Here is a 25,546-nt window from a genome sequence, read left to right on the forward strand (position 1 = left end):
CCATGGGCCTGCATTTGAATCAAGGCGACGACGAGCTCGTCGAGAACCACGAAATCAACGTCACGCCGTTTATCGACGTGATGCTGGTGCTGCTGATCATCTTCATGGTGGCAGCCCCCTTGGCCACGGTGGATATCAAGGTCGACCTCCCCGCCTCCAGCGCGAAACCCGCGCCCCGGCCGGAGAAACCGGTGTTCCTCAGCGTCAAGGCTGACCAGCGTCTGTTCCTGGGCGAAGACGAAGTCAAACCCGAAACCCTCGGTGCGGTGCTCGACGCCCGGACCCAGGGCAAGAAAGACACGACGATCTTCTTCCAGGCCGACAAGGGCGTGGACTACGGCGACCTGATGAGCGTGATGGATGCCCTGCGGGCAGCCGGCTACCTCAAGGTCGGTCTGGTCGGACTTGAGACGGCAGCCAAGAAATGATCACGACGCGCCACAAACTGACGCGTTATGGCACCAGCCTCGCCGTCGTGCTGGGCGTCCACGCCGTCGCGATCATCCTCGCGCTCCAGTGGTCGGCGCCACAGATGGTGCAGTTGCCACCGGCTGCCATGGTCATCGACCTGGCGCCGATGCCAGCCCCACCCCCTCCGGCCCCGCCGAAGGTGGTGACGCCACCGCAACCGCCGGCACCGGTGGAAGAGTTGCCCTTGCCGAAACTGGCCGAGGCACCCAAGCCCACGATTTCCGTGCCCAAGCCGGTCAAGCCAAAGCCTAAGCCGCAGCCGCCCAAGCCTGAGAAAAAGGTCGAGCAGCCCAAGGAGAAACCCTCCGAGGATCCGCCGAGCGAAACCCCTCAGAACAACGCGCCTTCGGAGAAATCCGCGCAGCCGCAACCCGGCCCTTCGCCGGCACAGATCGCGGCCAAGGCCACCTGGCAAAGCACGCTGCTCGGTCACCTGGCGAAGTACAAGAAGTACCCGCCAGGCGCCCAGGCCCGTGGCAAGGAAGGCTTGAACCGCTTGCGGTTCGTGGTGGATGCCGAAGGCAAGGTGCTGTCCTATGAGCTGGTGGGCCGCTCCGGCAACGCCGACCTGGACCGCGCTACCCTGGAGATGATCCGTCGCGCCCAACCGCTGCCCAAGCCTCCGGCCGAGATGTTGACCAACGGCAGCATCGAAATCGTTGCGCCGTTTGTCTACAACATCGAGAAGCGCCGCCGCTAACCCCTGGGGGAGCGGGTTTGTGTGGGAGCGGGCTTGCCCGCGATGACGGTGTAACAGTCAACATCCACAGTGACTGACACACCGCCATCGCGAACAAGCCCGCCCCCACACAAAACGGCCAACGCCATTAAGCAAAATCCCCCGCACAAACCGCTCAATCCCCAATCAAGCTCTGATAACGTGCGTCTATCGTTTGCAGCCGGTATGCTTGGCCCGCAACCTCATGGACGCCCGCTATGACTCTTACAGAATTACGCTACATCGTGACCCTCGCCCAAGAGCAACACTTCGGCCATGCAGCCGAACGTTGCCATGTCAGCCAACCGACGCTGTCGGTGGGCGTGAAAAAGCTTGAAGACGAACTCGGTGTGCTGATTTTCGAGCGCAGCAAAAGCGCCGTGCGCCTCACCCCGGTTGGCGAAGGCATTGTTGCCCAGGCGCAGAAGGTGCTGGAGCAGGCCCAGAGCATTCGTGAGCTGGCCCAGGCCGGCAAGAACCAGCTGACCGCCCCGCTGAAAGTCGGCGCGATCTATACCGTCGGCCCGTACCTGTTCCCGCACCTGATCCCGCAACTGCACCGCGTCGCGCCGCAGATGCCGCTGTATATCGAAGAAAACTTCACCCACGTACTGCGCGACAAACTGCGCAACGGTGAGTTGGACGCGATCATCATCGCCCTGCCTTTCAACGAAGCCGACGTGCTGACATTGCCGCTCTACGACGAGCCGTTCTATGTATTGATGCCGGCCTCGCACCCGTGGACGCAAAAAGACACGATTGACGCCAGCCTGCTCAACGACAAGAGCCTGCTGCTGCTCGGTGAAGGCCATTGCTTCCGCGACCAGGTGCTGGAAGCCTGCCCGACCCTGACCAAGGGCAACGACGGCGCCAAGCACACCACCGTGGAGTCCAGCTCCCTGGAGACCATTCGCCATATGGTGGCGTCCGGCCTGGGCATCTCGATCCTGCCGCTGTCGGCCGTCGACAGCCACCACTACGCGGCCGGCGTGATTGAAGTGCGTCCGCTCACCCCGCCCGTGCCGTTCCGTACCGTGGCGATTGCCTGGCGCGCCAGTTTCCCGCGCCCGAAAGCGATTGATATCCTCGCCGACTCGATCCGCCTGTGCTCGGTGGCCAAGCCGCCTGCCGCGAACTAAGTACGTGTATGACTGAGCTGTCGCAGGTGTCGGTGACGGCACTCAAGGGTGTCGGTGAAGCCATGGCCGAGAAACTGGCCAAGGTCGGCCTGGAGAACCTCCAGGACGTGTTGTTTCACCTGCCCCTGCGTTACCAGGACCGCACCCGCGTAGTGCCCATCGGCCATCTGCGCCCTGGGCAGGATGCCGTGGTCGAAGGCACCGTCAGCGGTGCCGATGTGGTGATGGGCAAGCGCCGCAGCCTGGTGGTGCGCCTGCAGGACGGTACCGGCGGCCTGAGCCTGCGCTTCTACCATTTCAGCAACGCGCAAAAAGAAGGCCTCAAGCGCGGCACCCGTGTGCGCTGCTACGGTGAAGCGCGGCCAGGCGCGTCGGGCCTGGAAATCTACCACCCGGAATACCGTGCCATTACCGGCGACGAACCCCCGCCGGTAGACACCACCCTCACCCCCATCTACCCGCTCACCGAAGGCCTGACGCAACAGCGCCTGCGCCAGCTGTGCATGCAGACCCTGACCCTGCTCGGTCCCCAAAGCCTGCCCGACTGGCTGCCGCAAGAGCTGGCCCGCGACTACCAGTTGGCGCCCCTGGCCGACGCGATCCGCTACCTGCATCACCCGCCGGCCGATGCCGATGTCGATGAATTGGCCCTGGGTCATCACTGGGCCCAGCATCGCCTGGCCTTTGAAGAGTTGCTGACCCACCAACTGTCCCAGCAGCGCCTGCGCGAAAGCATGCGCTCCCTGCGGGCGCCGGCGATGCCCAAGGCCACGCGCCTGCCCGCGCAGTACCTGGCCAACCTGGGCTTTGCACCGACTGGCGCGCAGCAACGCGTAGGCAATGAAATCGCCTACGACCTGAGCCAGAAAGAACCAATGCTGCGCCTGATCCAGGGCGATGTTGGCGCCGGCAAGACCGTGGTCGCCGCCCTGGCCGCGCTGCAGGCCCTGGAGGCCGGTTATCAGGTGGCCCTGATGGCACCGACCGAGATCCTCGCCGAGCAGCACTTCATCACCTTCAAGCGCTGGCTCGAACCCCTGGGCCTGGAAGTGGCGTGGCTGGCGGGCAAGCTCAAGGGCAAGAACCGCACGGCCGCCCTGGAACAGATCGCCGCCGGCGCACCGATGGTGGTGGGTACCCACGCGCTGTTCCAGGACGAAGTTAAATTCAAGAACCTGGCCTTGGTGATCATCGACGAACAGCACCGTTTCGGCGTGCAACAACGCCTGGCCCTGCGCGAAAAGGGCGTGGGCGGGCGGATGAACCCGCACCAGTTGATCATGACCGCCACGCCGATCCCGCGCACGCTGGCCATGAGCGCCTACGCCGACCTCGACACCTCGATCCTCGACGAGCTGCCGCCGGGCCGAACGCCGGTCAACACGGTCCTGGTCACCGACACCCGACGGGTCGAAGTGATCGAACGGGTGCGCGGCGCCTGTGCCGAAGGGCGCCAGGCGTATTGGGTATGCACGCTGATCGAAGAGTCCGAAGAGCTGACCTGCCAGGCCGCTGAAACCACCTATGAAGACCTCACCAGCGCCTTGGGCGAGCTCAAGGTCGGGCTGATTCACGGGCGCATGAAGCCTGCGGAAAAAGCCGCGGTGATGGCCGAGTTCAAGGCCGGCAACCTGCAATTGCTGGTGGCCACCACGGTGATCGAAGTCGGCGTGGACGTGCCCAACGCCAGCCTGATGATCATCGAAAACCCCGAACGCCTGGGCCTGGCACAGTTACACCAGCTGCGCGGCCGAGTCGGCCGGGGCAGTGCCGCCAGCCACTGCGTGCTGCTCTACCATCCGCCGCTGTCGCAGATTGGTCGCCAGCGCCTGGGGATCATGCGCGAGACCAACGATGGCTTCGTGATCGCCGAAAAAGACCTGGAACTGCGCGGCCCCGGCGAAATGCTCGGCACCCGCCAGACCGGCCTGCTGCAATTCAAGGTGGCCGACCTGATGCGCGATGCCGACCTGCTACCTGCCGTGCGCGATGCAGCCCAGGCCCTGCTGGAGCGCTGGCCGCACCACGTCAGCCCGCTGCTGGATCGCTGGCTGCGCCACGGCCAGCAATACGGCCAGGTCTGACAGCCCGCCAATAGCCGACACCATCACAAACCGCAGTTAGACACCCCCGGCCGGACCAAGCTGGTTATACTCCAAGCAAATGTAGAAAATTGGATCCGGCCATGTCAGAAGTTGCCCACGCCACAGCCCCGCCGACCGCACCCCCGGTCATTCGGGACTTGCTCGCAAAACTCGCCGTCAACTACACGGAAGTCACCGACCACCCCGGCCTGAACCCGGCCCGAAAGGTTCAAGCGGTACTGCTCGATGACGCGGTGGGCGCCCTGATGGTGCTGTTTCCCCAGAGCCAGTTGCTGGATCTCAATCGCCTCACCGAACTGACCGGCCGCAACCTGACCGCTGTCGCGCCGGAGCGCCTGGATCGCATGCTCGGCAAACACAGCCTGAGCCTGCTGCCCGGCCTGCCGCCGCTGACCAGCTCGCCTTGCCTGTACGAAGAAAGCCTCCTGCGCGAGCCGACCCTGCTGGTGCACTCGGGCGAAGCCACCGTGCTGCTGGAAATCGCCAGCGACGACTTCAAGCGCCTGCTGAACAAAGCCAGTGCCGCCAACTTCGGCGAACCCCTGAGCCGCATCCTGCCCAACTTCGACCGTCCCAACGACGACCGCGACGAAATTACCCAGGCGATGCAGGCGTTTACCGCGCGCCGCATCCAGCAACGCCTGGAAGCCACCATTGAAATTCCACCGCTGGCCGATACCGCGCAGAAGATCATCAAGCTGCGGGTCGATCCCAACGCAACCATCGACGACATCACCGGCGTGGTCGAGACCGACCCGGCCCTGGCCGCGCAAGTAGTGAGCTGGGCGGCCTCGCCGTACTACGCCTCACCGGGCAAGATCCGTTCGGTAGAGGACGCAATTGTGCGTGTGCTGGGCTTCGACCTGGTGATCAACCTGGCCCTGGGCCTGGCGCTGGGCAAGACCTTGAGCCTGCCCAAGGACCATCCGCAACAGGCCACGCCCTACTGGCACCAGTCGATCTACACCGCCGCAGTGATCGAGGGCCTGACCCGCGCCATGCCCCGCGCCCAGCGCCCGGAAGCCGGCCTGACCTACCTGGCGGGCCTGCTGCACAACTTTGGCTACCTGTTGCTGGCCCATGTCTTCCCGCCGCACTTCTCGCTGATCTGCAGGCACCTGGAGGTCAACCCGCACCTGTGCCACAGCTATGTCGAGCAGCACTTGCTGGGCATCAGCCGCGAGCAGATCGGCGCCTGGCTGATGCGTTACTGGGATATGCCGCAAGAGCTGTCCACGGCCCTGCGCTTCCAGCATGACCCGAGCTACGACGGCCAATACGCCGAATACCCGAACCTGGTATGCCTGGCCGTGCGCTTGCTGCGCGGGCGTGGGATTGGCTCCGGGCCTGAGGCCGAGATTCCGGACGAACTGCTGGAGCGCCTGGGCCTGAGCCGCGACAAGGCCGAGGAGGTGGTGAGCAAGGTGTTGGATGCCGAGGTGTTGTTGCGCGAACTGGCGTCGCAGTTCAGCCAGGGCTGAAGCCGGCGCCTGTTGTACCGCTATCGCAGGCAAGCCAGCTCCCACAGTTGACCGGGTTCCAACGTTGGAATGCACTCAATATGTGGGGAGCTGGCTTGCCTGCGATGAATCCAACCCGGTCTCTCAGGCCTTCTTTTTCTTCGGCTTCAGATACTTGGTCAAGCCCTGGAACCACATCACCAGGGCCGGGTTGCCCTTGATCTGGATCGACTTGTCCTGAATCCCCGTCATGAACGCCAGTTGCTTGTTCTTCGCCTGCATCGTGGCGAAGCCGTAGGCGGCGTCTTTAAACGCGATGGCAAATGCCGGCTCCGGGTGGACACCCGAGCGGCTGGTGATGCGCTGGTCTTTGACGATGAAGTGACGGGCAACCTTGCCGTCAAGGGTCTGCAGCTGGAATGCCAGATCCTTGTCACCCAACTGCTGCTGGAACGCAGGGTTGTTGCGGCTGGCTTTGGCCATCATCAGGCCCAGCACCCACAGAAGAAAACGAAATTTCATGCACACGGCCTCAGTGTAATTATTGGGTGGCCGCAGCAGTTTAACGATTTGTGCGCGGAACGCTACCGATCTCCCGCGTTAGCAGGAGATCGGCTGGCGTTTACCGCTTATAGCAACAACTTGGCTTAGACGTTAGGGCAAGGCACCGGTGCCCAGTCGGCCAGGTTCGGATCGCGGCAGGTGCCTTCGATCTGTGCTTTACCGGCGCTGGCCACTTGCTTGCTTTCAGTCTGCTTGACCTTGGCGGTCTGGATGCTTCGCTCGGTGCTCACCGCTTCGGTCGGCACCTTGGGCAGTGGCGGACGCTTGGTCACGACCTTGCCGGTCGACTTGCCTTTTTTCGCCGGCACCACCGCCGGGGCGGTATCTGCCGTGGCCACGGTCACCACGTCATTGCGCTGCACACCCACCTGTTGCAGGTCTTTCTCGTAGGCCTGGGTGTAGTTGTTCAGGTCTTCGCTGGCCTTGCCGTTGACCGCGACGATCAGGTCGTTGGATTCCTTCAGGCCGGCGACGATTTCTGCCAGGCGCTTGCGGCCTTCGGTGTCATTGACGGTCTTGGCCTTGCGGTCGGCCACCAGCTTGGTGAACGCGCTCTGGTAGCACTGCTGGGACGCCTTGGCGTACGCGGTGCTGCGGTCGATATCGGAGGCGCTTTTGTTGAAGTCGGTGGCGTAGGACGCGATGCGCTGGTTGTCATCGCTGATCTGCTTCTGGCGCTCGGTGTAGTAACCCGCCGCGCCGCCCGCCAAGGCTCCGCCCGCCGCGCCAATGGCGGCATTGCGGCCACGCTTGTCCGAATCGCCGGTCAGGGCGCCCAACAGCGCACCACCGGCCGCGCCGAGGGCGGCGCCGGTGACGACCGACTTGGTCATGTCCGAATCAGTAGCGCGCAGGTGCTGCACCGGCTCGTAGCAGCTGGGGTAGTACTCGACCTTGGTGCTCGACGCGACCTTGGAGGCCGGCGACGTGGCGCAACCGGTCAGCACGGTGCTGAAGCCAGCCGCGATCAGCAGCAAGTAACGCTTGGAAACCGCCTTACGGGAAAAAAGCATAGGTGTGTTCTCTTTTAAGTTTGTCTTGCCCAGCACGGCCCATGCCGCCTGAGTCCCTTCCAAGCTCGCTATACAACCAACGGTCAAGACCGCTGACCGCTCGCTGCGAGCAATTCCTTCAAAATCGTTGCCGGGTCGGCTCGCTGTTGTTTGCGATAGTTGCCGACATGGCGAACGAATAACGTCGCGCGTGTCACCAGGCTCTTGCCCAGTACCGGCTTGCGCTCCAACTCTTGCTGGATCCGTTGAAACTGCGCCTGGATCACCGCATCGGTGTAGCGCGTGCCGGTGGCCAGGTTGTCGATATAAATCGCCACTGCGCCGTCGAGCGCGCTGCGGCCATTGGCGATGGCCGTGGCGAACAACTGCGCGCTGGCCTCGTCCTTGGCGTCCAGGGACTGCTGGCGACTCTTCTGCAGATTGATCAGGCGGATGTTGTAGTTATTGATGGTCTCGGCCACCAGGGCGGCAGACTGGATCAGGTTGCCAGCCGCCTCCTCACGCTGCTGGGCGATCAGCGACACGTTGCGCTTGAGCTCTTCGTTGACCAGCCCCAGCTCGGCCTGCAGCCGTGGGTCGACGCTGGCGGCGATAATGCTGTCCAGGCGCTTGGTCGGGTCCTGGGCGTCGTCGATAGCGTCGGTCAGCGCGGCCAGGCGCCCCTCTTTCTGCCACTGCGCGAACAGTTCGTTGTAGCGTGAGCGCGGTGCCGACAGCGCGCCAATCGCCACCCTGAAGCCCGTGGTCTCGTTGCTTTGCTCCGTGCCATCGGCGCCGAACAGCGGGTATTCGCGGCGCATGCCGCTGAACAGCGTGCCCTCGCCTTCAAGGTAGTTGCCGCCCTTGACGATAAAGCCGCCGTAGGTGCCCTGGCGGCGCCCGGCGTGAACCAGCTGGAACGACTCCTGGACCATCTCCGCGGCGTTGCCGATCACATCGAACATGCCGATGGGGTTCGGTAACTTGGTACCGATAGGCATCAGCCGCGCCGCCTGGCCGGTGCCGCCGGCGACCTGGTTGAACACCGCCCAATCGCCCAGCGGGCCGTCGCTGTCGCTGCCCTCGATACGCCGGGGGAACAAGCGGCCTTCCAGATCCTGGCGGCTCACTGCCTGGCCGCCGCGCGCGGCGAACTCCCATTCCACCTCGGTGGGCAGCCGCACAAACCCCAGGCCGCCATCTTGCGCCGAAGCACCGCGGCCACTGACCGGCAGCAAGTCGCGGTGATATTTCATCAGCCAGGCGCTGTAGACCGCCGAGAAACGCTCGGCTTCAAAGCGCGACAGCTTGACCTTGGGCAAGCGCCCGGCCATGCCCTCAGGCACCTCGCACGCTGGCGCCGGCTCACCACTGGCCAGGGACTGGGCCTGGGACATGACCTGCGCGTACTGGCGCGCGGTGACTTCGTACTTGCCGATAAAGTAGAGCATCGGCTTGAGCGGGGTCTTGGCGTCGGTCTTGGGCATCAGTGGCGCGATGACCTTGTTCCAGCCCTTGGGCAAATCCTTGAGGGTGAATTGACCGTTGATAAAGTCGCGGCGATAACCCGAGATAAACGACTGCTTGTAGCCCGCCTCGCCTTCGCTGAACGGGTAGCCGAGGCTGACCTCTCGGTCGTCCAGGGTGCCCTGGGCCAGGACATAGGCGTAGCGGAACACCATGTTGCCCTCACACGGCAGCGGCAGGCTGACGTCATCGGCCAACGGCTTGGGGTTGTCGAGCTTATCGCTTGCCTCGTCGGCCCAGGCCACAGTGGCCAGGCTCAGCGCCACGGCGGCGCCCAATAACTTATACATCTCTGATGCCCTCAGAAGCCTGGATACGCGCGACCCGCCACCCCCCACACACGGCCGCCACGGCGCTGACGCCGAGCACCGCGACCAGGGCCAGGGCGTAATGCCGCGCCAACAGGTGGCTGGCGTATTCGCCCGGCACCTGCACGAATAATTGATTCAAACCCGCCTCGGCCAGGCCATACAGCCCGGCGCTGAGCACAGCGGCCAACCCCGCGCTGTAGAGCGCCTGCAGCGTCACGAACAACAACAGCGCGCCAGTGGAAACCCCCAACAGGCGCAACACCAATAACTCCCGGCGCTTGCGCGCGACAGCGGCCAACGCCCCAGCGAAAATCGCCGCAAATGCCCCCGTCAAGGCCAGGCCGGCGATGATCCAGAACACGATCGCCAAGTTGCGACTCAGCGACTGCACCTGGGCGATGCTCAGCGCCTGGGTCGAGACCAACAGGTTCTGCGCGGCGAAATACAGCCGTAGCGGCTCAACATCGGTAAGGCTGCGTGCATATAAACGAAACGCCGGGTACACCCGCTGCTCGCTCACGCCCACCGCGTCACCCTCCCAGCCCAACGCCGGCACCGCACGGCCATCGCGATAATCTTCCGCCGCTTCCAGCAGGCTCAAGCCGGCAAACAAACCGTCCCGCGCAAACGCTTCCAGGGGCAGCACGGCCACCACCTGCAACCGCGCATCCCGGGCCTCGACGCGCCCGGCCACTTGCCGCGCAAAGCGGGTTTGCAGCCAATCTCCCGGCCGCGCCGCCAGCTTCTCGGCGGCGGTGTGGCTCAGCACGATCTGCTCCAGGCCCGCCGGGATAGGCAAACCGCCCAGCAATGGATCACCCGGCGCGGTGGGCAGCATCTCCAGGGTCAACGTGCCCACCTGGGCCGTGGCCGCAATCTGCCGCGTACGCGGGATGGCAAACGCCACATCGCTGCGCTGACCAAGTTGCTCGACAAAGGCGCGACTGAACCGCCCCCCGCCCAACGGGATGATTTCGCGGGTCGCCGGGTCATTCTCCAAGCGCTCGGTCAAGCTGCTGACCAGTCCGAATTTCAGGCCGAACAACACCAGCAACGGCGCGATCACCGCCACCAGCGCCAACACCGAACAGGCCGACAGCCAGCCATCGTTGCGGTAATCCTGCCAAGCGAGGGAAGCCAACAGAGGGATACGCATCAACACGCCTCCCCGAGAGTCGCCGTGACGCCACCGTCGCTGTCGCGCTGGCAACTGATGCGCCGCACCTGCAAGCCACTGGCGCGGGCCAGGGGCTCGTCATGGGTGGCGATCACGCACGCGGCGCGGTGCTCACGGGCCTGGGTCAGCAGCGCCTGCATCACGCGCTCGGCATTGAGGGGATCCAGGGACGCAGTCGGCTCATCGGCCAGTACCAATTGCGGGGCATGGGCCAGGGCACGGGCGCAACTGACGCGCTGGCGCTGACCCACCGACAACGCGCCAGGCTTCTTGGCCAACTGGTCGCTGATTTGCAACTGCGCAGCCAGCCGCGCCACGCTGCCATCGTCCTTCAGGCCCAACAGCTGCCGGGACAGGGCGATATTGCTGCGCACATCGAGAAAGCCCAGCAGGCCACCGGTCTGCAGCACGTAACCAAGATGCCGGCTGCGCAACCCGGCCAACGTGGATTGCTGATTGGCCCGCCACAGCCCGCCGATATCCAACTGGTTGAATTCAAAACGGCCCACCTGATCAGGTGCCAGGACCAACGCCAGCAGATCGAGCAAGGTGCTTTTGCCGCAACCGCTCGGCCCGACAATCGCCAGCTGTTCACCTGCACCCAGGTGCAGTGCCGGGATCACCAGGCTATAGCGCTGGCTACCGAGGCCCCGGTTCTTGTGCACCGCGCTCAGGTTCAGCATCAAGGCAGCGTCGACAGTGGCACGCGGTACAACGCATCGCCCGGTTCGGCGTCACCGAAACGGACCCAGTTGGCCACGTCGTTATGGAAGGTTTCATAGAGGCGGATCTTCGAATCCAGCTCGTCGATAAAGTCTTCCTGTTCGGCCACGCTCAATGACAGCCACAGGTCCTGGGTCATGTTCAGGGACTTGCTGCGGTACGGCAGGCCTTCCAGGTATTCACCCAGAATGCCGCCGTCGGCGAGGTTGCCACCCTTGCGCAGGGCCTGCGGGTCGCGGCTCATGTAGGCCGAGGCGCTGGCGATTTCCTGGAAGAAATCCCTGGGCGAAGTCTGGGTCTTGCGTGCCGCATCGACGATCAATTTCAGCGATTGCTGCAAATCGTTGAGCTGCAGTTTGGTCAGCATCACGCAGACCTGGAACGCCGGCAGTGCCGGGTTGGTCAGGTCGCGGTCGGCAGTCCAGGCGCTGACCAGTTGCGGCGCCTGGCTCGCGCCTTTGTGGCCGAGGAAGTCCATGTGCATGGCATAGCCGACGGCGGCGGATTTATCCGCCAGGCTCGGCGCGCTGCTGAGCAACGGCACCGGCTGCGGGGTATTGCTGCGTACCTGATGCACCAGGTTGGCGAACACCGTGCCGATCTCATCGACCCGCTCGCCCAGCTTGCGCACATCACCGCCCGGCACTGCCGTGTACAGATCGCCGATCCGTGGGTTGGCGTCGGCGGTCAGGATGCGGTACTGGGATTCGGCGCCGCCATGGGTTTTCTTGCCGGCGTCGGTGCGCAGGTGCAGGGCATAGATCTTGATCTGCTTGCCCAGCGCCGCCTGGCGCACTTCGGCTTCGTTCATCTGGGTCGCGGCAAACGGGTCGTTCTTGCGCAGGGCCCCGGCATCGGTCACCAGCAGGATCAGGCGCCCGCCATAGCCGGACCAATCCATGCCTTCCACCGCCTGCATCACCCCGGCAAACGCATCTTCATTGAACGAGTGGCTGGAGACGGTGGAGGCTTTGACCTGCCGCGCCATATCCAGAAACCGCTGGGGGTCGCGGCCCTGGTCGAGGGTGATCAGGGTCTTGGCCACGTACTCCAGGCCAGGGGTTTTCTTCACGCTGCTGCGAAAGCCGACCATGCCAAAGCTGACGCTGTCCAACTCGCCGCGCTCGGCAATGCGGGTTTGCAGTTCATGGACCACGTCGCGCACCTGGTCGATATACGGCTGCATCGACACCGTGGTATCCACCACCAGTACCACGGCGGTGCGGAATGCATCGGCATTCGCATTGATCAGCGGGGTGGCCGGCTTGGCGGCCGCAGTGCCGGGGTCGATGGACGCCACATTGAGCAACTGCACCGGCTGGCCATTCTCATCGAAGCTCTCTTTGGCGTCGAAGATCGGCAACAGGTAGAACTGGTTCTGCGGCACGGCACTGGCTGTGGGCTCCAGGGCCAGGACCTGTTGATTGTCCTCAGGGTTTTTCTGCGCCTTGAGCAGCAGGTTTTTCGCGGCGACCGGGTCAGCCAGGAGCTTTTCCACCTCACCAGGCTGGCGCAGGAACATCACCGGAGCCCGCCCCGAACGCTCAGTGAACTTGAGCACCAGGCTCTGCTTCCAGTCGCTGACTTGCGCGGCCGGCAACCAACCGTCACTGCGCCCGTCGGTGGCGGCGCCAATGCGCAGCCATGGGCTGCCGTCGACATCTTTGCGCTGGTACACATAAAGCACCGAGAACGCGGGCAAGGCCTTACCCGGTGCGCCGCCCGCCTCGCTGGAGAGCTTGGCGCCGGGCTTGCTCAGGACGCGCTGGAACAGGGTTTTCTTGCCGGCCATCAGCAAGGGGCGCTGGCCGCCGTCGCTATCAGCGGCCAGCGGTTTAACCGCAGCCGGCGTAGCGGGCACGACCGCAGCAGGCGGCGGCGCAGGGGCGTCGTCACTCAGCCACCAGTAACTGGCGCCACCGATGGCCAGCGCGACCGCCACGGCCACGGCGGCCAATGCCAGGACCGGGCCACGCCGCTGCTCGGACTCCGCGCGATGCTGCGTGGGGCTCACCACCGGCTGGCGCACTGCTTGCGACTGCGGTTGCGGTTGCGGTTGCGGTTGCGGCGCGGCATTGGGAATTTCGATGGACACCGGGGTCAACCCGGCCAGATCCTGACCGGCCGGCATCACGGCGGGGCGAATCAAGGTCGCCTCCAAGGCTTCTTTCGGCGCCTCCAGGGGCAACCGGTCCAGGGCCAGCAGCAGCGCCGCGGCATCCGGAAAACGCTGCGCCGGATCCTTGGCCAGGAGTTTTTTCAGCACCTCTTGATAACGGCCATGGTGCAGCGGCAGTTCCGGCAAGGGCTCGGTCAGGTGCGCCAGGGCGGTAGAGAGTGCATCGGTGCCGTTGTAAGGCAGCTTGCCGACGAGGATTTCGTAGAGCACCACCCCGAGGGCGTACAGGTCGGCGCGGCCGTCGATTTCCTGGCCCCGCGCCTGTTCCGGGCTCATGTAGCTGGGGGTGCCCACGGCAAACCCGGCCTGGGTGAACTGGGTGCGGTCATCCAGGGACTTGGCGATCCCGAAGTCCGACAGCACCGCCGTGCCATCGGCGCGAAACAGGATGTTCGCCGGCTTGACGTCGCGGTGCACCAAACCCTGGGCGTGGGCGTAACCCAGGGCCGAGGCAATCTGGCGGATATACACCAGCCCCTGCTCCGGCGTCAGGCCGGCGGCGATGCGCTCCTTGAGCGTGCCATTGGGCAGGTATTCCATGGCCATGTAATACAGCTCGCCGACATTGCCGATGTCGTGGATGGTCACGGTGTGCGGGTGCGACAGCCGCGCCAGGGTCTTGCCCTCGCGCAGGAAACGCTCGCAGAAACTCGGGTCGGCAGCCAGCGCGGCGGCCATGACTTTCAACGCCACCTTGCGCTCCAGCGACCGCTGGGTCGCCAGGTACACGCTGGCCATGGCGCCTTCGCCGATTTCGCCGTCGATGTCGTAGCCGGGGATGATCAGGGTCATGGCGACACCTTCACGACGAGGGTGGTGATGTTGTCGGGCGCACCGCGATTGAGCCCCAGGTGCACCAGGCTGCGGGCGATTTCGTCAGGCTCGGCATGGCTCAGCACGTCACGGATTTCGTGGTCTTCGACGGTCTTGTTCAGGCCATCGCTGCACAGCAGGTAGCTGTCACCGGGGGCGATCAACAGGTCGACCACCGACAGCTCCAATTGCGCCTCCACACCAATGGCGCGGGTGACGATATTGGCCCGCGGATGCACCCGCGCATCGGCTTCGCTGAGCAGGCCGCTGTCCTGCAGGTCCTGCACGTAGCTGTGGTCGCGGGAGATGCGCTCCAACTCGCCATCGCGCAGGCGATACAAGCGGCTGTCGCCGGCCCACAGGCACACACCGCGCAGGCCGCGTGCGGCCAACACCACCACGGTGCTGCCCATCATGGTCACGCCACGGTTGGCGGTTTCTTCACGTACGGCCGCGTTGACCCGGGTCAGCTCGGTGCGCAGCGCCGCCGTATATTCGTCCAGGGACCGCCCCACGGGCAGGCCGCGCAGGCTGTCGACGATCAGGCTGCTGACATAGTCGCCGGCCGCGTGCCCGCCCATGCCGTCGGCCACCACCCACAGGCGGTTTTCCGGGAGGTCCAGGCACGCGTCTTCATTGACCTGGCGCACCATGCCCACATGGCTTTTGCTCGCGGATTTGTACGTCGACCCCATCTACACCACACCTTCTTGTCCGAGCAGAAATTGCGCAAAATCGCCGGCAGCAGGCAAACCCTGGCACCGTAATAAACCGGGGGAAATACGTTGCGAACCACGCCCCCACCACAGGCTGGCGCCTTCGCAGGCCTGTTCGGCAAGGGCGGTCATGCGCCCATGGGGCACGGTGGCGGCGACCCGTTGCAGGCTGGCGAAGCGACTGTCCAGGGCACGCGGTTCACTGGCCGGCAAGCCCAGGCGGTCAACGCCGTGGTTAAACCCTTCGAACGTGGCGCCGGGCTGCAAGGTGCTGAGCAGCAGCTCCTCGATCTGTTCGAACCAGGCATCCGGGCCACCCACCAGGGACGCCGGATTGGTGTCGTGATCCAACAAGGCGACCACCGCCAGCGGGAAATACCGCCCGACCCGATCAATGCTCGGCATCACGACACCCGCCGCCGCATCCGGCCCGCACACCCCCGGCGCCAGCACGAAACGCCACAGCGGGCTGACCAGGTACGCGTTGAGCCAGTTGTCGCCCAGGCTGTGCTGGCTGGCGAGCAAACCGGCAGCCAGCCAACTGTCCCAGGGGCCGATAAAGCTCTGGGGCAAGGCACGGCTGACAAAGTCCCCGCGACTGGCCAACTTGCCGTAGAACCCCAGGGTGGTCATAACCGCTCCGGCAGGCTGAAGCCACTGAGCACACGGCTCTTGAACGGGTTGAAAGCGCTGTTGGCACGCAATTCATAGGCGATGCTCGCGCCGTCGACCCGCAGACGCAGGTTGAAGCGGTCCGGCGAATTGCCGGCAGAAAGCTCCGATTGCTCTAACAGGCGGAACCACGCCCATGGGCCATCCAGGGTGACGCCGGAGCGACCGCTGGCCGATGGCGGCATGATCGAGATACGCACCCCTCCACTGCTGCCGGGATTCGGCCATTGCATCGCCACCGGCCGGCTCGGGCCGTGGTCGTAGCTCAGTTGCTGGCCGTCCAGGTCAAGCAGGAACTGGGTGATGGTCGCGTCCATCGCCACCGGCTTGAGCTCGAAACGCACGATGGGCTGCGTGCCCCCCGCGCGAAAGAACGCATCCCGAATAGTCGCCGCGCGCTGGAAGGTTTGCAGCACGCCCGGCGCGATGCCGAGCTTCTGCGCCGCCCCCGGCTGCCAGCGCCAGGTCTGCGCGGAGGTATCGACGTAGGGTTGCAGGTATTTGCGGAAGTAGTTGTCCATCACCCCGCCCACCCCGAAGAACTGGCCGAAGTCGTCCAGGGTGGCGTCCCGAGCACTGCCGGGGGACATCGGGTAGCGCCCGGCCAGGGACTGGCGATACACATTCACCACTTCACTGACCCAGGCCGCGTTCAGTTGATTGCGCACCCCGCCCATCATGCTGTTGGTGGTGGAGTTGACCACCGACTTGACCATGCCCTGTACCAGCGGCGGCTGGCGTTCGGCATTCAGGCTGACCCGGGTGGCGGCCGCTGCGGCCTGGTTCTTGGCTTCGCCGAGCAAGGCATCGCCACTGGCGCCGACCATGGCGCTGACCTGCACATACAGCGCATTCATATCCGCCAGCAGGCCGTCGATGGCCGCCGGCTCGCCTTCGTTCTTGGCGACGATGCTGTTGAGTTCGGCAAAGTGCGCGGTCACCGGGTCTTCCGTGAGGGCCGGTGCACTGGCCGTCGGTTGGGCCTCGCCGAGCAGGCTGCCGAGGCGCTCCTTGAGCTTGTCGACGCCACCTTCCACCGGCACGCCCTTGGCCGCCAATTGGCGCTCTTCAGCTTGCAGGTCGGTTTCCTTGGCCACCGCCACCAGCAGCTTTTTCAGCGGCGAGGTCGGGCCGGAGATCACCCGCAACACGTCCGCCGCCTGGGCCACGCTGGTGATGGGCACAAAGTCGATATCCGCCAGCAAGGCGTCCCATTGGCGCTGATAATCCTGGAAGTACAGGCGTCGCACGTCGGCGGCAAGGCTCGCCACATTCTGTTGATCTGCCGGCGCCTGGCCCAACACCCATTGCTCTTCGGCCAGGGTCCCGGCCTGATTCAGGCTGGTCAGCAAAAAGCCCTGGCGATAGCCCTTGGCGGTAAACAAGCCACTCAACGGCTCGCCCAGCGGCTTGCCACTTTTGCGGCTGAACACCAGCGCAGCATCCCGCCCAGCGGCTTCGTTGATGCGGAAGTCGGTCACGCCGTCGGGCAGTTTCTGGCGCTTGACGCGGTCGTACACACGCTGGGCCACCGGCAGTTGTTGCAGTTGCCGGCGCAAGTCGTCGATCAGCCGTGGGTCGAGGCGCGCATTCGGCGGATGGCGGTCGAACAGCGCCTGCAGGTGAGCGCTGAGGGCCTGGCGCTGATCGGCGGGCAGGTCGCGCGGCAGGTTGCGGTCCCAGTCCAGGGCGATCCAGGCCTTGATAAAGTCCGGGTCGTAATGCTCGCTGTCCGCCAGCATCAGGTAGGCCTTCAAGCCTTCGTAGAGGAAATCGGAACTGCCACCACCGTGCAGTTGCTCTTCGATGCGCGTCACCAGGCGCGGGGCGAACACCGCGATCAGCAGCTTGCGGTAGACACTGGCAGATTCGGCTTCGAGCATGTCGCCCTGATACAGGCCCAGGCCCTCGGACCAGCTTGGCGAATCGCCCGCCAGGTTCTTAACCGCGTTGAGCAGCGGCAACACCGCCAGCACATCACGCTGTGCCGGGCTCAGGCTCTGCACGGCCTGGCCCAGTGGCGCGACCTTGTGGTCAACCTGGGCGATATACGCCTGGTTGGCGCGATAACTCAGCCACCACAGGCTGCTGACCACCAGCACCAGCGCAACCGTCGCGGCGAGCACGCCACGGGCGACCCATTTGCGGCGGCGCTCGACCTTCGGGTTGACCCCCACCAGGCCACGCTCGGCAAAGGCCACGGCGCTGAACAGTTTCTCGATGAAGTAGCTGCGCCCAGTACCGCTCTGGCGCGCCAGGTGCTGACGGTCGAGGTTCATGCTCTGGGCCATGGCGCCGATCAGTCGGTCAATCGGGCTGCCTTCCTGGGTGCCGCTGGTGAAATAGACGCCGCGCAGCAGCACGCGCTCTTCAAAGGCATTGGGCTTGAACACGCCCTCGAGGAAGCTTTGCAGGCAATCCTTCAGCGCACCGAATTGCTGCGGGAAGCCATAGATCAGGTCGCGCCGCGCCGGGTCGCGCTCCTGTTGCAGGCGTTCCACCAGGCGCTCGTTGAGGCGCTGCTCCAGGCCGGCGAATTCGCTTTGCAGATGGGCCAGGGGGCTGTCGCTGTGCTTGCCGTCGTCCAGGGCAAAGGTCATGCCCCACACCTGGGCGCGATCTTCCTTGCTCAGGTTGTCGAAAAACTCCATGAACCCCGGCACCAGATCGAGCTTGGTGAGCATCAGGTAAATCGGGAAACGCACGCCCAACTGGGTGTACAACTCCTGGATGCGCAGGCGGATTGCGGCAGCGTGGGCGGCGCGCTCGGCGTCAGTGCCCAGCAGCAGGTCCGACAGGCTGATGGCGATAAAAGCGCCATCGATCGGGCGGCGGGCGCGCTGCTTTTTCAGCAGGTCGAGGAAGCCCAGCCAGGCGGCTTTATCCACCGTGGAGTTGCTGTCCTGGGTGGTGTAGCGCCCGGCGGTGTCCAGCAGCACCGCTTGATCGGTAAACCACCAATCACAGTTACGTGTACCGCCCACGCCGCGCACCGCACCGGCACCCAACTGAGCAGCCAGGGGGAAGTGCAACCCGGAGTTGACCAGCGCGGTGGTCTTGCCCGAGCCCGGCGGGCCGATGATCACGTACCACGGCAACTCATAGAGGTTGCGCCGTTCGTCACCGCCCAACTTGGCCTTTTTCAACAGCGCGAGGGCTTCGTCCATGCGTTGGCGCAGGGTGGCCAACTCTTCGGCAGTGGCGACACTGTTGGGGTCGGCCGGGGTTTCGGCGGCCAGGCTGCGCATCACTTCGGCGGCCTGACGGCGCGCCTGGATGATGCGAAACACGCGGTAGGCAATCCACACCGCGAAGACCAGGATGATCAAGGCCCAGCGCCGGCCTTCCGGCACCAGCACGTCGAGCAACGGCCCGACAAACCAGATGATCAGGCCCAGGGCAATCAGGCCCAGCACGGGGATCACCCAGCGAATCATGAAACTGAAAAACGCCTTCACTCGACGCCCTCCGCCAATACGGTGATTTCAACCCGACGATTGCGGGCACGGCCTTCGGCTGTGGCGTTGGTCGCCACCGGCTCGGTGTCGCTGCGACCCTCGGCGCTGAAGCGCTCGCCCTGGCCGGTCTTGGCCGCGAGGATTTCCAGCACCGACTTGGCCCGCGCCTCGGACAAGGCCCAGTTGGACGGGAAGCGCAGGGTGGCAATCGGCCGATTGTCGCTGTGCCCGGTCACCCGCACCTGGCCCTTGACCTTGCGGATGGCATCGGCGATGCGCAGCATCAGGGGTTGGTAGTCATCGACAATGCTGGAGCTGGCCGAGGCGAACAGTTCATCGCCACGGATCGTCACCACGGAGCGGTCGACGGCATCTTCCACCGCGACCCGGCCCGCCTTGATGTCCTCCACCAGAAAGCCCGCCAGGCGTGGGCGCTCGATGATTTTCGGCTGCGCCACCGGGCGGTCGATGGCCTGCACCGGGATTTCCCCCAATGCATGGATGTTCTTGAACACCGGCTCTGCATCCGACGCCAGTTTCAGGCGCAAGCCAAACAGTAGCGCCAGCAGCAAAGCCAGGCCGATGGCCACGGCGATCCACGGCGGCATGAATTGCGCCAGTCGATCGCGGGCCACGGTCACGCCGCGCCAATGGGGCGACAGCTCGCGCTCATGCTCGCCACGGGCACTGCGAATCGCCGCCGCCGTGCGTTCGCGCAGGGCTTCGAGCTGGCTGCGGCCGTCGTTCATTACCCGGTAGCGGCCTTCGAAACCCAGGCACATGCACAGGTACAACAGCTCCAGCAGATACAGGCGTTCGCGCGGGCTTTGCAGGCAGTGGTCCAGCAGTTGGAAGACCTTTTCGCCGCCCCAGGCTTCGTTGTGCACGGTGATCAGCAGGCTCTGCTTGCCCCAGTCACTGGCGCTGCCCCAGGGCGTGCTCAGCACCGCTTCATCGAGGGCGGTGCACAGCGCGTAGCGAGCCAACAGCACTTCGTTGCGGGCCACACCGGCCGCCTCGGCGCGTTCTTCGAACTGGCGCAGGTAGGCCAGCAACTGCGCGCGCAGGCTTGAGGGTGCGGGATGAGCGATGGTATTGCGCAGGCGCGTCAGCAGTGCCAGCAAGGGGCCGGCGGCGCTTTCCAGCGGGTTGAGGCCCTGGCTTTTGCCGGTGAGGATCGGCGCCGCCGGCATCGACAAAGGCGCTGGTTCTGCGCGGGCAGGCTCCGGCGCTCGGCCACCCGGACGCGGCATGAACTGGGTGCGGTCGTCATCATTGGGATGCATCGCGGATTATCCTCGGATCGCCCAGAAGGCCAGGTTCAAGCCCGGGAACTGCCCGGCGATATGGAAGGCGAAGCCGCCGGAGTGAATCAGTTGCTGCCAATGCTCACTGCCGCGATCCAGCTCGTAGTAGGTGGAGCCCGCGTGGTAAGGGATCTGCCGTGGCGCCACCGGCAACGGCAGCAGGCCGATGCCCGGCAGTTGCAGGTTGACCAGGTCGCGGATGTGCTCCACCGAGCCGACCTTGCTCTGCTGGCCGAAGCGCGCACGCAGGGTTTCGCCCGGGACATCGGCACGCACCACAAGGATGAAGCTGGCGCTGTCAATCAGGGTTTTGTCCGCCAGCATCGCCACATGCACGCCATAGGCTTTTTCGACAATCGGGATAGGCGTGGCCTTGCTGTCGATCAGCATCGACAGCGCCTCGCGCAGGGCCTGCATCACCGGGGCGAAGCTGAGGGCCAGGTCGTCATGCTGGTAGCGCGGGTATTCCTCGGGGCGCCGCCCCGAGGTGGAGAAGGTCGAGAACTCGCCGGCCAGGCTTACCAGTTCACTGAACAAACGCTCTGGGTGCAGCGGGCTCGACTGGCTCAGGTGCTGGATCAGCGGCTGGGCGCGATTGACCAGTTGCAGCAGCATGAAGTCGGCAATCTCCGAGGCGCCACCGGCACCCGAGGCCACCACCCGCCCGGCCAGGGCTTCGCCGCGCTGGTGCAACAGGCCCAGCAGTTCGCTGCGAAACGCCGTCAGCGGCTTGCTCGCGGCCACATCGAGCACCGGCGGGATGTAGCTGTCATCCAGCACCAGGGCGCGGTCGGCGCGTTTTTCCTTGATGCGCACCAGGCCGATGGCGGCGTAGTCGCTGATGCCATCGGCGGCGGTCAGCAAGCGCAAGGCACGGGAGCCGACGGCCACCGGTGCGCGGTTCTCGAAGGGTGCGTTGTCATCCCGCACCTCGCGCACCTGGCTCAGGTAACGCGCAGCGCCCAGGGGCTCGCCTTCGTCGACCGTATCGCGGGCACCGGCACGCTTGAGGGGCAAGGCCAGGTACACCAGGCCGTCACGCAGGTTGTCGTCGATGTTCAGCGGGCTCGGCGCCAGGTCATCCTGGGGGATATTGAACGGCGTGCCATCGGGCAACAGGCCACGGGCCGAGACAATGGCCAGCTTGCCCTGGGCCAGCAGGCCCTGGTCGATCAGCAGTTCGGAAAACCCCCAGGCGCCGGCCGACAGCGGGCGGCTGCGGGCATCAATCAGGTTTTCCAGGTAACGGTCATGCTGCTGGAAGTGCTGCGTTCCGATGAACATGCCTTCCGACCAGACCACGCGATTGTTCCAGGACATGGGGGCTCCGATTGCTTCTTATTGGGCAGGGCTGGATGGGGAAACGCTGAGGTGCGCACGTACGGCGCGCACATCAAGGCTGATCTGGTATTCGCTGGCCTGGCGGGGTGGCACGCTGAGCACCGTGCGCCATTGCGCGCGGTCCAGCTCGCGATAGCCCACCAGCAGGCCGATCTGCCGGGTGGCCGGATCGAGGTCGCGCTGGATGCTCAATTGCTGGCCGGGCTGGACCACCACTTCATCCTGGTCCAGCAGGTCCAAACCGAGGGTCGGCTGGGCGCGATCTGCCAGGGCGAAATAGTCGGCACGGCTGAAGGCAGCGGCGTTTTTCAGCTCGAAAATCCGCACCCGTACCGGGGCTGGCTGGCCCGTGGTGCCGGGGTTGAGCCCAGCGATGGCATGGAAGTGCAACTCGACACGGGTGGTGTCGATTTGTGCCTCTGGCGCCTGGGGCGGCGCGGCATCCTTGGCACAGGCCGTCAGCAGCAACACGCTGGCGGCTGCGAGTAAAAACCTGAAAATCATCCTGCGTCCTCAATGACGTATGTGGCTGTCCGTTGTTCCGGTTTCAGCGCCGCTGTCGTGCGCTGTGTGCTTCATAGGCCCGGCTGAATTCACGGCCGAACAGGTCCTGGAAATCCTCCTGGGCCTCACGGGAAATACTGTTGTAGAGCTCAGTGAACTGTTGCCAGTACTGGGCCTGGCGCGAACCGTTGAACAGGCTCGACAGCCCGCCGGGCTTGCCCATGCGCTCTTCCAATTGGGCCGGCTCGAAGCGCGTCAACAGATGCTTGATGGCCGCTTCGACACCGGCCATCACCGCCAGTTGGTGCGCGCGCAGGTCGTCGAAACTGTCGCGCACGGCCAGGTCCGGCGCCATAAACGCTTGGTTGCCGTGGCGTAGCAGCAGCAGTAACGCTTCGTCGGCATTCGGGGCGAATTTCAACGGATTGTTTTCCACCGGCTGGATCGTCGTCTGCTGCATGCGGAACTCGCCCTTGAGGCTGCTGCGTGCGCGCAGTACGTCGATCAAGCCTTCGACCATCAGCCGGTAGCTGCGGCCGATGCTTTCCATCTGCGCCTCGGCCTGGGCCTTGTCCAGGCGCAGTTGATCGAGACCGGCACCACGCAGGAAGGCTTGCAGCAAATCGGGCTGGTTGGCGTCTGCCACAGGGCGCGCAGGCTCGAGCACAGGGGGCGCGAGGGGCGGCTCAGGCGGCGCGATGACAGGTGGTGGCGGGCTGATCGACGGCGTAGGTGTTTCGCCAAACAGATCCCAGTCTTCTGGAATCACCGACCCTGAGTGCAACGGCTGCTCGGGGGCGGGCACGGTAACCGCCACGGGCGGGCGGAAATCATGCTGCTCAGCCGGTACATGGTCAGGCTGGGTGGGCGGCGGTACGGCCGTCGGCGTGAGGAAATCAAACAGGTCCGGTAGCGTGTCCATTGACGACGCACCCTGGAACTGTGGGGCGATCACCGGGGTCGGCAGCGGCGTGACCACACCGGCACCCTGGCGCCCCATGAGGGCTTCGAAACTGTTGGAGCCGTCAGTGCCGAAAGGCTGGCTGTCGGTCACCTTCACCCCGGAATCAATCCGTGCCTGGATCTCGTAGTCGCCGATGCGGATCAATTCACCGTCTTGTAATGGCTCACTGTTTCCCCGGCGCAAACGAATGCCGGCGTTAACCAATTCCACACCATTAGTACTGTTATCGGTTAGATAGTAACGACCATCTTTGTATTGAATAACGCAATGTTGCGCGGAGACCAAACGTTCTGGATCAGGCAATATCCAGTCGTTTTCACTGGAGCGGCCAATTGCCATCACTCCATTATCCATGGACTTTTCCGGACATTGACCTGGGGTGATCTTGTGATAACTAGTAATAGTCAAACACAGTGACATCTTGCCTCCTTGCTGTACCTCACGCGCGGGCGGCCTAAGGGAAATACCTTCCCAAGCGCGCCCTGGCAAATCCTTTAAACCACGCCAAAAAGGCTGGCTTATCAGCATGATCGCCGATTTTAACCAGTCAATGTGACAAAAAGCGTCAGGGAATTCCTATTTTGACTCATCGGTCGCACAGGTTGTTAAACACCGCACATCTGTCACACAGGACGAATAGCTTACCTTGACAACGCATAACTACTACACCAAAAATGCACAACTTCTTGAAGATGAGTAGTGGCACACTGAAATCAGTGCGCTGACCTGACCAGGAAAACATGCCGATAAATTGCGCAACTAGCCGCGCAACTAACGCATGAATTGCCCAAGACTAAAGGGCCGATATGGAGATCGAATTTGGTGGATGTGCCGCTGCTGCTCACCGCTGTTTCCGCGACTTCGCCGTGTGGCGAAGACTTGGAATATGACGCGGATTTCCTGCACTTGGAACGTGCTGCCCAGGGTCAACCTGAGCGCAGCATGGGCGACGCCATTTTGCCCGCCGAGCCGCCAGACTGGCGCAGCATCCAGCAACAGTGCCTGGACTTGCTGCAGCGCAGCAAAGACCTGCGCATCACTCATTTTTTGCTGCAAAGCTCCCTCGCCCTGCAAGGTGTTGGCGGGCTGGCCAGCGTCCTGACCCTGATCAGTGAACTGCTCCAGCAGTACTGGGCCGATCTGCATCCACGCCTGGATGCCGATGACCACAACGACCCCACCGTACGCATCAACGCCCTCGCGGGAATGACCTGCGACACGAACATCCGCCTGCTGCGCGAAAGTGTCCTCACGCGCTCGCGGGCGTTTGGCCCCGTGAGCCTGCGTGGCGCCCTGAACGCCAGCGGCCTGCAAAGTTTCCCCGGCGAAACCCTTGGTACCGAGCAACTGGCCGGAGCCTTCCTCGACAGTGATCCAGAGCAGCTGCAAGCCACCCACGCAGCCCTCGTCGAGGCCCGTGCGGCCTGTGAAACCATTGAAAAACACGTCAGCGAGCAAGTCGGTTCCGCCCAGGGCGTAGACCTCGGCGCGCTGAAACACCTGCTCAAGCAGGCCCTGCAGATTTTCAGCCAGTTCGCTGCGCAGAGCGGCGACAGCCGTGAACCCGAAGTTGTCAGTGACGACAGCCACGCCTCGGTCGAACACGCCGCCGCCCCTGCCGCACCCCGCAATACTGGCGACATCGCCAGCCGCGATGAGGTGCTGCGCGACCTGGACCGAATCCTTGCGTACTACACCCGGCACGAGCCTTCCAGCCCGTTGCCGGTGCTGTTGAACCGGGCGAAAAATCTGGTGCACGCCGATTTCGCGACCATCGTGCGCAATCTGATTCCCGACGGCATGTCCCAATTTGAAAACCTGCGCGGCCCGGACGGCGAGTAAGCCGCCCGACTGAGCAGTAACAACACCGTCGCTCAAGCGACCAGGAGCAGCAACGTGGCGAAGCAAAGTTCTCAGAAATTCATCGCGCGCAACCGCGCGCCTCGAGTGCAGATCGAGTACGACGTCGAGCTTTACGGCGCCGAGAAAAAGGTCCAACTGCCCTTCGTGATGGGTGTGATGGCCGACCTCGCCGGCAAGCCCGCCGAGCCTCTGGCGCCGGTCGCTGATCGCAAGTTCCTTGAAGTGGACGTCGACAACTTCGACTCACGCCTCAAGGCCATGCAGCCGCGCGTAGCCTTCCACGTACCCAACGAGCTGACCGGCGAAGGCAACCTGAGCCTGGACATCACCTTTGAAAGCATGGACGACTTCAGCCCGGCTGCCGTGGCGCGCAAGGTCGACTCGCTGAACAAGCTGCTCGAAGCGCGTACCCAGCTGGCCAACCTGCTGACCTACATGGACGGCAAGACTGGCGCTGAAGAAATCATCATGAAGGCGATCAAGGACCCGGCACTGCTGCAGGCCCTTGCGAGCGCGCCAAAACCTGCTGGGGACCAGTAATC

At 64.3% G+C, this 25,546-nt stretch carries 20 protein-coding genes; 7 read left to right on the forward strand and 13 right to left on the reverse strand.

Features of this window, described 5'->3' with window-relative positions:
- Positions 1-2 precede the first annotated feature (2 nt).
- The 5 genes from exbD (at position 3) to HU773_RS00210 (ending at position 5,914) form a co-directional block, all read left to right on the forward strand.
- Complete coding sequence (gene exbD, locus HU773_RS00190; protein ID WP_057961008.1) at positions 3-428, forward strand: TonB system transport protein ExbD; 426 nt, start codon at positions 3-5, stop codon at positions 426-428.
- On the forward strand, positions 425-1,171 hold the full coding sequence (locus tag HU773_RS00195) for a TonB family protein (RefSeq protein ID WP_057440517.1): 747 nt from the start codon (positions 425-427) through the stop codon (positions 1,169-1,171). Before exbD ends, HU773_RS00195 begins: the two co-directional genes overlap by 4 nt.
- A gap of 236 nt (positions 1,172-1,407) precedes the next feature.
- The gene (locus HU773_RS00200; RefSeq protein ID WP_057961009.1) at positions 1,408-2,328 is read left to right on the forward strand and encodes a hydrogen peroxide-inducible genes activator; all 921 of its coding nucleotides are present in this window, start codon (positions 1,408-1,410) and stop codon (positions 2,326-2,328) included.
- An 8-nt stretch (positions 2,329-2,336) separates the two neighbouring features.
- A complete protein-coding gene (recG, locus tag HU773_RS00205; protein ID WP_057961010.1) occupies positions 2,337-4,412 on the forward strand; it encodes an ATP-dependent DNA helicase RecG in 2,076 nt (691 codons plus the stop codon).
- A gap of 101 nt (positions 4,413-4,513) precedes the next feature.
- Positions 4,514-5,914 (forward strand): aminoacyl-tRNA deacylase and HDOD domain-containing protein, encoded by a 1,401-nt coding sequence (locus HU773_RS00210; protein ID WP_057440518.1) that lies wholly within the window; start codon positions 4,514-4,516, stop codon positions 5,912-5,914.
- Positions 5,915-6,037: 123 nt separating this feature from the next.
- Here HU773_RS00210 and HU773_RS00215 read toward each other — a convergent pair whose 3' ends face one another.
- The 13 genes from HU773_RS00215 to tagH all read right to left on the reverse strand — a co-directional run bounded on the left by HU773_RS00215 (position 6,038) and on the right by tagH (position 23,561).
- A complete protein-coding gene (locus HU773_RS00215; RefSeq protein ID WP_029289848.1) occupies positions 6,038-6,415 on the reverse strand; it encodes a hypothetical protein in 378 nt (125 codons plus the stop codon).
- A gap of 125 nt (positions 6,416-6,540) precedes the next feature.
- Positions 6,541-7,470: a type VI secretion system-associated lipoprotein TagQ gene (gene tagQ / locus HU773_RS00220; protein ID WP_057961012.1), complete on the reverse strand. Its 930-nt coding sequence runs from the start codon at positions 7,468-7,470 to the stop codon at positions 6,541-6,543.
- Between the two features lie 83 nt (positions 7,471-7,553).
- The gene (locus HU773_RS00225) at positions 7,554-9,266 is read right to left on the reverse strand and encodes a formylglycine-generating enzyme family protein (RefSeq protein WP_057961013.1); all 1,713 of its coding nucleotides are present in this window, start codon (positions 9,264-9,266) and stop codon (positions 7,554-7,556) included.
- Entirely contained in the window at positions 9,259-10,443 is a 1,185-nt protein-coding gene (locus HU773_RS00230; protein ID WP_186625828.1) for an ABC transporter permease family protein, read from the reverse strand. The genes HU773_RS00225 and HU773_RS00230 overlap by 8 nt, the downstream gene beginning before the upstream one ends.
- Positions 10,443-11,147 (reverse strand): ABC transporter ATP-binding protein, encoded by a 705-nt coding sequence (locus HU773_RS00235; RefSeq protein WP_057961015.1) that lies wholly within the window; start codon positions 11,145-11,147, stop codon positions 10,443-10,445. Before HU773_RS00235 ends, HU773_RS00230 begins: the two co-directional genes overlap by 1 nt.
- On the reverse strand, positions 11,147-14,158 hold the full coding sequence (locus HU773_RS00240) for a serine/threonine-protein kinase (protein ID WP_186625829.1): 3,012 nt from the start codon (positions 14,156-14,158) through the stop codon (positions 11,147-11,149). The genes HU773_RS00235 and HU773_RS00240 overlap by 1 nt, the downstream gene beginning before the upstream one ends.
- Positions 14,155-14,874 (reverse strand): PP2C family protein-serine/threonine phosphatase, encoded by a 720-nt coding sequence (locus HU773_RS00245; RefSeq protein WP_057440523.1) that lies wholly within the window; start codon positions 14,872-14,874, stop codon positions 14,155-14,157. The genes HU773_RS00240 and HU773_RS00245 overlap by 4 nt, the downstream gene beginning before the upstream one ends.
- Complete coding sequence (gene tagF / locus HU773_RS00250) at positions 14,875-15,528, reverse strand: type VI secretion system-associated protein TagF (protein ID WP_057961017.1); 654 nt, start codon at positions 15,526-15,528, stop codon at positions 14,875-14,877.
- A complete protein-coding gene (gene tssM / locus HU773_RS00255; protein ID WP_057961018.1) occupies positions 15,525-19,025 on the reverse strand; it encodes a type VI secretion system membrane subunit TssM in 3,501 nt (1,166 codons plus the stop codon). Before tssM ends, tagF begins: the two co-directional genes overlap by 4 nt.
- Positions 19,022-20,311 carry a DotU family type VI secretion system protein gene (locus HU773_RS00260; RefSeq protein ID WP_032856783.1) on the reverse strand — a complete coding sequence of 430 codons (1,290 nt, stop codon included), beginning with the start codon at positions 20,309-20,311 and terminating at the stop codon, positions 19,022-19,024. Before HU773_RS00260 ends, tssM begins: the two co-directional genes overlap by 4 nt.
- A 6-nt stretch (positions 20,312-20,317) precedes the next feature.
- Complete coding sequence (gene tssK / locus HU773_RS00265; protein WP_057961019.1) at positions 20,318-21,652, reverse strand: type VI secretion system baseplate subunit TssK; 1,335 nt, start codon at positions 21,650-21,652, stop codon at positions 20,318-20,320.
- A gap of 18 nt (positions 21,653-21,670) precedes the next feature.
- Positions 21,671-22,177, reverse strand: coding sequence for a type VI secretion system lipoprotein TssJ (gene tssJ / locus HU773_RS00270; protein WP_057961020.1), 507 nt, complete (start codon positions 22,175-22,177; stop codon positions 21,671-21,673).
- A gap of 43 nt (positions 22,178-22,220) precedes the next feature.
- Entirely contained in the window at positions 22,221-23,561 is a 1,341-nt protein-coding gene (tagH, locus tag HU773_RS00275; RefSeq protein ID WP_128593296.1) for a type VI secretion system-associated FHA domain protein TagH, read from the reverse strand.
- 402 nt (positions 23,562-23,963) lie between these two features.
- Here tagH and tssA point away from each other — a divergent pair, with 402 nt between their 5' ends.
- On the forward strand, positions 23,964-24,983 hold the full coding sequence (tssA, locus tag HU773_RS00280; RefSeq protein WP_057961042.1) for a type VI secretion system protein TssA: 1,020 nt from the start codon (positions 23,964-23,966) through the stop codon (positions 24,981-24,983).
- A 54-nt stretch (positions 24,984-25,037) separates the two neighbouring features.
- Positions 25,038-25,544, forward strand: a complete 507-nt coding sequence (tssB, locus tag HU773_RS00285) for a type VI secretion system contractile sheath small subunit (RefSeq protein WP_010168268.1) — start codon at positions 25,038-25,040, stop codon at positions 25,542-25,544.
- Positions 25,545-25,546: the final 2 nt, after the last annotated feature.

Source organism: Pseudomonas shahriarae (assembly GCF_014268455.2).
Lineage (GTDB): Bacteria > Pseudomonadota > Gammaproteobacteria > Pseudomonadales > Pseudomonadaceae > Aquipseudomonas > Aquipseudomonas shahriarae.

Bases quoted from the DNA above. Each gene is read 5' to 3' on its own strand.
- tagH (WP_128593296.1), bottom strand. From the start codon at position 23,561: ATGTCACTGTGTTTGACTATTACTAGTTATCACAAGATCACCCCAGGT.
- HU773_RS00245 (WP_057440523.1), bottom strand. From the start codon at position 14,874: ATGGGGTCGACGTACAAATCCGCGAGCAAAAGCCATGTGGGCATGGTG.
- exbD (WP_057961008.1), top strand. From the start codon at position 3: ATGGGCCTGCATTTGAATCAAGGCGACGACGAGCTCGTCGAGAACCAC.
- HU773_RS00210 (WP_057440518.1), top strand. From the start codon at position 4,514: ATGTCAGAAGTTGCCCACGCCACAGCCCCGCCGACCGCACCCCCGGTC.
- HU773_RS00240 (WP_186625829.1), bottom strand. From the start codon at position 14,158: ATGACCCTGATCATCCCCGGCTACGACATCGACGGCGAAATCGGCGAA.
- tagF (WP_057961017.1), bottom strand. From the start codon at position 15,528: ATGACCACCCTGGGGTTCTACGGCAAGTTGGCCAGTCGCGGGGACTTT.
- recG (WP_057961010.1), top strand. From the start codon at position 2,337: ATGACTGAGCTGTCGCAGGTGTCGGTGACGGCACTCAAGGGTGTCGGT.
- HU773_RS00215 (WP_029289848.1), bottom strand. From the start codon at position 6,415: ATGAAATTTCGTTTTCTTCTGTGGGTGCTGGGCCTGATGATGGCCAAA.
- HU773_RS00200 (WP_057961009.1), top strand. From the start codon at position 1,408: ATGACTCTTACAGAATTACGCTACATCGTGACCCTCGCCCAAGAGCAA.
- tagQ (WP_057961012.1), bottom strand. From the start codon at position 7,470: ATGCTTTTTTCCCGTAAGGCGGTTTCCAAGCGTTACTTGCTGCTGATC.
- HU773_RS00195 (WP_057440517.1), top strand. From the start codon at position 425: ATGATCACGACGCGCCACAAACTGACGCGTTATGGCACCAGCCTCGCC.
- HU773_RS00260 (WP_032856783.1), bottom strand. From the start codon at position 20,311: ATGCATCCCAATGATGACGACCGCACCCAGTTCATGCCGCGTCCGGGT.
- tssK (WP_057961019.1), bottom strand. From the start codon at position 21,652: ATGTCCTGGAACAATCGCGTGGTCTGGTCGGAAGGCATGTTCATCGGA.
- HU773_RS00235 (WP_057961015.1), bottom strand. From the start codon at position 11,147: ATGCTGAACCTGAGCGCGGTGCACAAGAACCGGGGCCTCGGTAGCCAG.
- tssJ (WP_057961020.1), bottom strand. From the start codon at position 22,177: ATGATTTTCAGGTTTTTACTCGCAGCCGCCAGCGTGTTGCTGCTGACG.
- HU773_RS00225 (WP_057961013.1), bottom strand. From the start codon at position 9,266: ATGTATAAGTTATTGGGCGCCGCCGTGGCGCTGAGCCTGGCCACTGTG.
- HU773_RS00230 (WP_186625828.1), bottom strand. From the start codon at position 10,443: ATGCGTATCCCTCTGTTGGCTTCCCTCGCTTGGCAGGATTACCGCAAC.